The following is a 5660-nucleotide window of genomic DNA, read 5'->3' on the forward strand; positions in this document are numbered from 1 at the left end:
GCCCGATTTCGGGTGGGGGTCGGCGGCGTTCGCGGGGTTCGCCGAGAGCCGGCTGAGCGGCCGGCGGGACGCCTTGTGGGGCACCGGGGTTGACGCGGCATCAGGTGTTCGATCGACAAACCGTCCGGTCCCTCGACCGGGCCCATGCGACCCCCCTCGGATGCGGCACAATGTGCCGCTGAACGAGCACGTTCGTATGTGGTGGTGGGGAGGGCGTGGCGAAGTGGCGCACGGTGTCGGTGTGCACGGACCGGACTGTCATTGCGTGGTCCGGGAGGAATACCGCAGGACCGTCGCCGATTTCGAGACGCTCAGGCGGGCACTGGCCCGCAAGGAGGGCGTGCCCTCGGCCGTCGCCCACTCCGATGGCGGCGCACGCCAGTGGATCTCCGACGAACTGCGCGGCAAAGCACCCGAGTTGGCGACCGTACGGCGGGCCCAGGGGCGCGCGTGGCTGCAAGTGCTCGGTGGGCGCGCGCTGATCGTGTTGTGGCTCCTGGTCGCCGTGCTCGTCCTGGTTCAGGCACTCACCGCGATCGGCGCCGGTTGGACCGGCTCGCGCACCGCCGGGATCGTGGCCGCCGTGGTGGTCGCCGGAGTGCTCAGCGTGGTCGGGTGGGCCGCCCGGGCGAGCGGTGGCGTGTTCGCGCCCGTACGCGGCCTGGACGGCCGTCTGTCCACCTCCAAGGCGGTCGCCGCGCTGTGGATGGTGGCGCTCATGTACTGCTTCGCCTTCCTGGGCATGCGGCTCGCCTCCGCCTCCGGGGATGGCGAGCGGGACCGGCTGCTGGAGCGGCTCGGCAACGTCGCACTGGATCAGATCACCCTGGTGGCCGCGCCGCTGCTGGCCGCGGTCGCGGTCCGGCGCATCGTCGGCGACAAGGTCGGCAGGCGGGTGCTGCAGAAGCTGCGCGCCGACCAGGCCTCGCTGCGCGACCTGGTCACCGACGACGCGGGCCGGGCCTCCTTCGTGGACGCGCAGTACATCCTGGTCAACCTGGTCGCGGTGGGCTTCGTGGTGGTCGGTCTGGCCCGCGACCCGGATCGGCTCCCGGACATCCCGGCCACGTTGGTCGCGCTCGCGGTGGTCTCGGTGATCACCTACCTCGCGGGCAAGCTGGCCGAGAACGACCGCCCGGTGATCCTGTCCGTGGTCCGCGTACGCATCCGCGGTGATCTGGATTCCGCCGTCCGCCAGGGCGACGACATCGAGGTGCGCGGGATCAACCTCGCCGCGGGCGGCTCGCACGAGGCGGACCTGCTCGCACGGGTGGTGGTCAAGTTCGGCGCGGTGCACGTGCACGCCCCGCTGATCCCGGCCGACACCGGCTTCGCCAACCCGTCCGACGCGTGTGTGGTCGTCCCGGTCCCGGTCGACGTCGAGCCCGGCCGGGTGGAACTGTGCGTGGTCTCGGCGTCCGGCGTGGAGTCGGCGCCCTACGAGATACAGATCGCCGGCTAGAGCCCTTTCGACCGGATACGCGTGTGGGCCGGGCCGATTCACTCGGCCCGGCCCACACCCGTATCCGACGGGTCCTGCGCTACAGCTTCTGCACCGGCGCGTAGCGCAGCAGCAGGGTCTTCTCGCCGCCGGCGCCGAAGTCGATCGTGGCCTTCGCCTTGTCGCCGGTCTCGGCAGTGGAGACCACCGTGCCCAGGCCGAACTTGTCGTGGGTGACCCGGTCGCCGGGGGACAGCGCGACGATCGGCCGTTCCTTGATCTGCGCGCCCTTGCCGAAGCCGCCGCGCGAGCCGACGGTCGACTTGGTCGCGGACAGCGCCTTGGCCGCCGACGGGGACGTGCCGCGCCAGTCGACCAGCTTCTCGGGCAACTCGCCCAGGAAGCGCGACGGCGGGTTGTACGACGGCGCGCCCCACGCGCTGCGCATCTTCGCGAGCGTGACGTAGAGCCGCTCGCGGGCGCGGGTGATGCCGACGTAGGTCAGCCGGCGCTCCTCCTCCAGTTCCTTCGCGTCGCCCAGCGAGCGCATGTGCGGGAAGACGCCGTCTTCGAGGCCGGTCAGGAACACCGTGGGGAACTCCAGCCCCTTGGCGGTGTGCAGGGTCATCAGCGTGACCACACCGTCGTCCTCGCCGTCGGTGGGGATCTGGTCGGAGTCCGCCACCAGGGAGACCCGCTCCAGGAAGTCGGCCAGCGTGCCGCCGCCGCCCTCCTGGGCCTGGGCCTGCTCGAACTCCAGTGCAACCGCCGCGAGTTCCTGGAGGTTCTCGATCCGGGTCTCGTCCTGCGGGTCGCTGGACGCCTGCAACTCGGCCAGATAGCCGGTCTGCTCCAGGATCGCCTCCAGCACGGTGGCCGGACCCGCGCCGCCGTCCACGACCGCGGTGAGGTCGTCCAGCAGCTGGACGAAGCCCTTGACCGCGTTGGCGGACCGCTTGGCCAGGCCCGGCGCGTCCTCCGCGCGGCGCAGCGCCTGGGCGAAGGGGACCCGGTCGCGGGCGGCGAGCACGTCCAGGCACGCCTCGGCCCGGTCGCCGATGCCGCGCTTGGGCACGTTCAGGATCCGCCGGAGCGAGACCGTGTCGTCCGGGTTGGCCAGCAACCGCAGGTAGGCGAGCACGTCGCGGACCTCGCGGCGCTCGTAGAAGCGCACGCCGCCGACGACCTTGTACGGCAGCCCGACCCGGATGAAGACTTCCTCGAACACTCGGGACTGGGCGTTGGTCCGGTAGAACACCGCGACCTGCCCCGGCTTGGTCTTGCCCGCGTCGGTGAGCCGGTCCACCTCGTCCGCGACGAACTGGGCCTCGTCGTGCTCGTCGTCCGCGACGTAGCCGACGATCGGGGTGCCCGCGCCGGCGTCCGTCCACAGGTTCTTCGCGCGCCGGTTGCTGTTGCGTTCGATCACCGCGTTGGCCGCGCTCAGGATGGTCTGTGTGGAGCGGTAGTTCTGTTCCAGCAGGATGGTCTTGGCGTTCGGGTAGTCGGCCTCGAAGTCGAGGATGTTGCGGATGGTCGCGCCGCGGAACGCGTAGATCGACTGGTCCGCGTCACCCACCACGCACAGCTCGGCCGGTTCGATCTCGGCGAGACCGGCCTCGGCCGGGTTGACCAGGTCGCCGTCGATCGTGCGCCGGAGGCCGCTGCCCGCCGCGCCGCCGACCAGCTCGCGCACCAGCATGTATTGCGCGTGGTTGGTGTCCTGGTACTCGTCGACCAGCACGTGCCGAAAGCGCCGCCGGTAGTGCTCCGCGACGTCCGGGAACGCCTGGAGCAGGTGCACCGTGGTCATGATCAGGTCGTCGAAGTCCAGTGCGTTGGCCTGGCGCAGCCGCTCCTGGTACATCGTGTACGCCTGGGCCAGTATCCGTTCGGTCTCGTTGATCGCCTTCGCGGCGAAGTCCTCGTGATCGATCAGCTCGTTCTTGAGGTTGGACACCTGCGCGTTGAACTTGCGCGGCGGGAACTTCTTCGGGTCCAGGTCCAGGTCGCGGCAGACCATCGCCATCAGCCGCTGCTGGTCGGCCGAGTCGTAGATCGAGAACGACGAGCTCATGCCGAGCTTCTTGTACTGCTGCCGCAGGATGCGCACGCACGCCGAGTGGAACGTGGACACCCACATCGCCTTGGTGCGCGGCCCGATCAGCGCCTCGACCCGCTCGCGCATCTCGGCGGCGGCCTTGTTGGTGAAGGTGATCGCCAGGATCTCGCCGGGGTGCGCACCGCGCGCCGCGAGCAGGTGGGCGATCCGATGGGTCAGCACGCGGGTCTTGCCGGAACCCGCTCCGGCCACGATGAGCAGCGGGGACCCTTCGTGTACGACCGCGGCGCGTTGTTGCGGGTTCATCCCGTCGAGCAGCCGCGCCGGGTCCACGACCGGGCGCGGGGCGCCGTTGCGGTAGTAGGCGTCGCGCGGCTCGGCCGGCGGCTCGTACTGCCCTTCGTACAGGTCGTCCGGATAGTCCTCCGGCAGGCCGTACACGTGGTTGTCGTCCGGCTCGGGCGGCAGCGGGATGTCGTCCGCAGGGCTCGTGGGGGACTTCTTGGCCGCGGTCTCGAAACCGGGCAGGGGGATGTCGTCGAAGAGGCTGCTCATCGTTCCCCGAGTCTAGGTGGGTAACAAGCGAGTCGTGCTCGGCCCTTTGTACAGAGCGGAGATCATTGCGCCGGCGACGGGATTTCCCGCCGTCGGATCGATCGGATCAAGGGAGTACATCGTGCTGGACGATCGCGACGTGGAGCGGGTCCTGGTGCTGGCCGCCCATCCGGACGACATCGACTTCGGGGCGGCGGGGACGGTGGCGACCTGGACCGAGGCCGGCATCGAGGTGAGCTATTGCCTGGTCACCGACGGGGACGCGGGCGGCTTCGACCCGGCGGTGCCGCGGTCCGAGATCGGCGGGATCCGGCGGGCCGAGCAGACCGCGGCGGCGGCGCACGTGGGGGTACGGCAGCTGTACTGGCTCGGTTACCCGGACGGACGGCTGGCCGCGACCCTCGAATTGCGGCGCGACATCAGCCGGGTGATCCGGCAGGTACGCCCGCAGCGCATGGTGATTCCCAGTCCGGAGCGGGACTGGGCCCGGCTCGCGCCCAGTCATCCGGATCATCTGGAGGCGGGCGAGGCGGCGATGCGGGCGATCTATCCGGACGCCCGGAATCCGTTCGCGCACCCCGAGCTGCTGGACGTGGAGGGGTTGAAGGAGTGGACCGTGCCGGAGACGTGGTTGTCGCCGACGGGGGCACCGGACCACGCGGTCGAGGTGAGCGCGGTGTTCGAGCGCAAGATGGCGGCGTTGTTGTCGCACGCGAGCCAGACGAGCCATCTGTCCGGGCTGCGTGAGGAGGTCACCGCGATGCTTGCCCGCAACGCCGAGCGGTTCGGCCTTGGCGGGGGGCTGATGGCCGAGGTGTTCCGGGTGGTCGACACCCGTTAGGGCCTGCGGCGCGGTCTCAGGTCCACATGACCGCGATGGCGATGTTCGCCACGGTCAGCAGGCCGATCGCGCCGAGCACCTTCGAGGACACCCGGTCCGCGGCACGATTGCCCCAGACCAGCAGCAGGATCGCCAGCAGGATGACCAGCTTGGTGCCGATCTTGGCGTTGTCCACGTCCTTGTCCAGACCCGCCTGGACCACGCCGACCAGAGCCAGGCCGGTGACCAGCATGGTCAGCGCGCCGTGCGTCATCGCGGGCACGATCCGCCCGTCGCCGGTGCGCAGCGCGGACATCTGGGTGAGGAAGCCACCGAGCAGGGACGCGATGCCCACGATGTGCAGGACCAGCAGGATCTGCCGCAGAACATCCACGTCGTACAACTCCTCGTCGACCGTCGCGCGGCATCGGGAGGCCGCTGTTGGTGCCGGCCGCAGCTTAGCCGGCACCGGGTCGGCGGCCGGCGGCGGGTCATACGCCGGCAATATTCGCCAAAACAGCTCAAGATCGACTTTCCGGAATCCGGGGGCTTTTCCCGTGATACACGGAGAAGGAAACGGTGATATTGGCAAAAGTTTGGCAATGTGAGGGCTGATGGTGATGGTCGTGACACGCCTGTGACTAGTGTTCTGCGGCAGGCGATCGGCTCGATGTCGGCCACCCGGTGGACACGATCGCCTCCGCCGAGTTCGGGGACGTGTTTCGGTGACGGTGGGTGACCATCGTCGGTGCGACGCGAAGCCGGAACCGGGGACCCTTGCA

The 5660-nt window shown here is 69.8% G+C and carries 4 protein-coding genes; 2 read left to right on the forward strand and 2 right to left on the reverse strand.

The annotated features are described in order from the left end of the window. The first annotated feature begins 265 nt into the window (after positions 1–265). Entirely contained in the window at positions 266–1462 is a 1197-nt protein-coding gene (locus tag ABZS54_RS41780) for a hypothetical protein (RefSeq protein ID WP_355548319.1), read from the forward strand. Positions 1463–1541: 79 nt separating this feature from the next. On the opposite strand, the gene pcrA is transcribed toward ABZS54_RS41780, so the two are convergent. After that, positions 1542–4058 (reverse strand): DNA helicase PcrA, encoded by a 2517-nt coding sequence (gene pcrA, locus ABZS54_RS41785; RefSeq protein WP_355548322.1) that lies wholly within the window; start codon positions 4056–4058, stop codon positions 1542–1544. 121 nt (positions 4059–4179) lie between these two features. Between pcrA and ABZS54_RS41790 the strand changes: the two genes are divergently transcribed. Beyond that, a complete protein-coding gene (locus tag ABZS54_RS41790; RefSeq protein WP_355548324.1) occupies positions 4180–4899 on the forward strand; it encodes a PIG-L deacetylase family protein in 720 nt (239 codons plus the stop codon). A 16-nt stretch (positions 4900–4915) separates the two neighbouring features. Here ABZS54_RS41790 and ABZS54_RS41795 read toward each other — a convergent pair whose 3' ends face one another. Next, a complete protein-coding gene (locus tag ABZS54_RS41795) occupies positions 4916–5272 on the reverse strand; it encodes a hypothetical protein (protein WP_355548327.1) in 357 nt (118 codons plus the stop codon). Between the last annotated feature and the right edge of the window lie 388 nt (positions 5273–5660).

The organism is Embleya sp. NPDC005575, assembly GCF_040605455.1.
Taxonomy (GTDB): Bacteria; Actinomycetota; Actinomycetes; order Streptomycetales; family Streptomycetaceae; genus Embleya.

What these genes read in the sequence shown, in the direction of transcription:
- pcrA (WP_355548322.1), bottom strand. Translation starts at nt 4,058, where the DNA reads ATGAGCAGCCTCTTCGACGACATCCCCCTGCCCGGTTTCGAGACCGCG.